This window comes from Anaerococcus tetradius ATCC 35098, assembly GCF_000159095.1.
GTDB lineage: Bacteria > Bacillota > Clostridia > Tissierellales > Peptoniphilaceae > Anaerococcus > Anaerococcus tetradius.
The window spans coordinates 1-1347 of sequence record NZ_GG666319.1 but is presented as its reverse complement, the minus strand read 5'-3'; the positions used below and the strand labels follow the sequence as shown (position 1 = coordinate 1347).

The window sequence follows — 1347 nt, the reverse complement described above, 5'->3', positions numbered from 1 at the left end:
AAAAAAGATATATGAGGGCAAGGGGAAATAATAATAAGTATTTACAAGAAGGCACAGGAGCTAAAAGACAGAGCATAAATGAAGCAAGAGAGTATGGAGAATATATAGGAGATAATGTCCCTAAGTTTAGAAACAATAGAGATATTTGGACTATTAACACCAGTGCGTTTAAAGGAAAACACTATGCGGTATTTCCACCAAAACTGGTAGAACTTTGTATAAAAGCAGGATGCCCTAAAAAAGGCTTAATTCTTGATCCCTTTATGGGTTCAGGAACTGTTGGGATGGTAGCTATTAGGATGGACAGAGAATATATTGGAATTGACATAAACAAAGACTACTGTCAAATAGCTAAAGAAAGGATTGAGAAAAATATGAAGTAGGAGGTATATATGAAAAAGAAAGGGAAAGTAAACCCAAGAGATGTACCAAAGACCAAGCTTATATCAGAAAAGAAAGAAGAAAGCAATGAAAAATTCAGTAGTACAGAGAGAACATCAGATTTTTCAAAAAAAGAAATTAATAAAGTAAAAAGCAGGAATAACATAGACAATAATGATGAAAACTCTAAGTATTATTCATCTCATTTGCAAGAAAATAGTCAGGATTTACTCAACGAAAAAGATAAGTCAAATAGAGGAAGAAGACAAAGAAAAAACCATGAGGAAAAATTTTCAGAAACTTTCTATCATAATGAATATCAGCCAGAATATTCGCAACAGCAGCATAGAAAAATGGAAGAAAATGAGGAAAGTAGATATGGTGAATATTACGGGCAAGAAACAGAATACAGGCTAAGTAACTTTAAAGAAGATTTTAATGATAGACCAAATTCAACTAGCTCTAATTTAAAAAGTAGCACTTCTCCCCAAAAAAATTACAAGGGGAATAGTAATTTAAAATGGAAGAAAAACATTGAGAGTGAAAGTTTTAATGGCGTGCAAGAGAAAAAAATAAGGAGATTTAGAAAAGAAGAAGATAAGAATTTTAATATAGAGGTAAGTTCAACATATGATCCCTTATCGCAGGACTCAGATAATGATGGTGTCATAGATCGCTATGACATGAACTTTAGTGATAGCAATGTATCATATAGGGACACAAGAGATGACTATAAGTATTTACCATCTTCTGATGTGCAAAGAAAAAATTGGGATGGTTCTTCTATTCTTGGTAATAAAGGGAAAGAAAGCTTTCAAAAAAACACCTTAAAAAAACTTTATCAATCTCAAAGTCAGTTTAAGGACAAAGGGGAAAAAGCAGAATTAAAATCTTTAAATGGGAAGTTTAGAAGAAAAGACTTATCATATAAGGCAAATGAAGAAGATAAAAAAATAATTCAAGATC

1 protein-coding gene and 1 pseudogene are annotated in these 1347 nt (G+C 31.6%); both read left to right on the top strand.

Translation table 11 applies throughout. The features are described 5' to 3' along the window. Window positions 1-383: DNA methyltransferase (locus HMPREF0077_RS09920; protein WP_004837881.1), on the top strand; the 383-nt coding region annotated here is incomplete at its 5' end. A gap of 9 nt (window positions 384-392) precedes the next feature. Further along, window positions 393-1347 (top strand): annotated as a pseudogene (locus HMPREF0077_RS09915) (hypothetical protein); the annotation flags it as partial.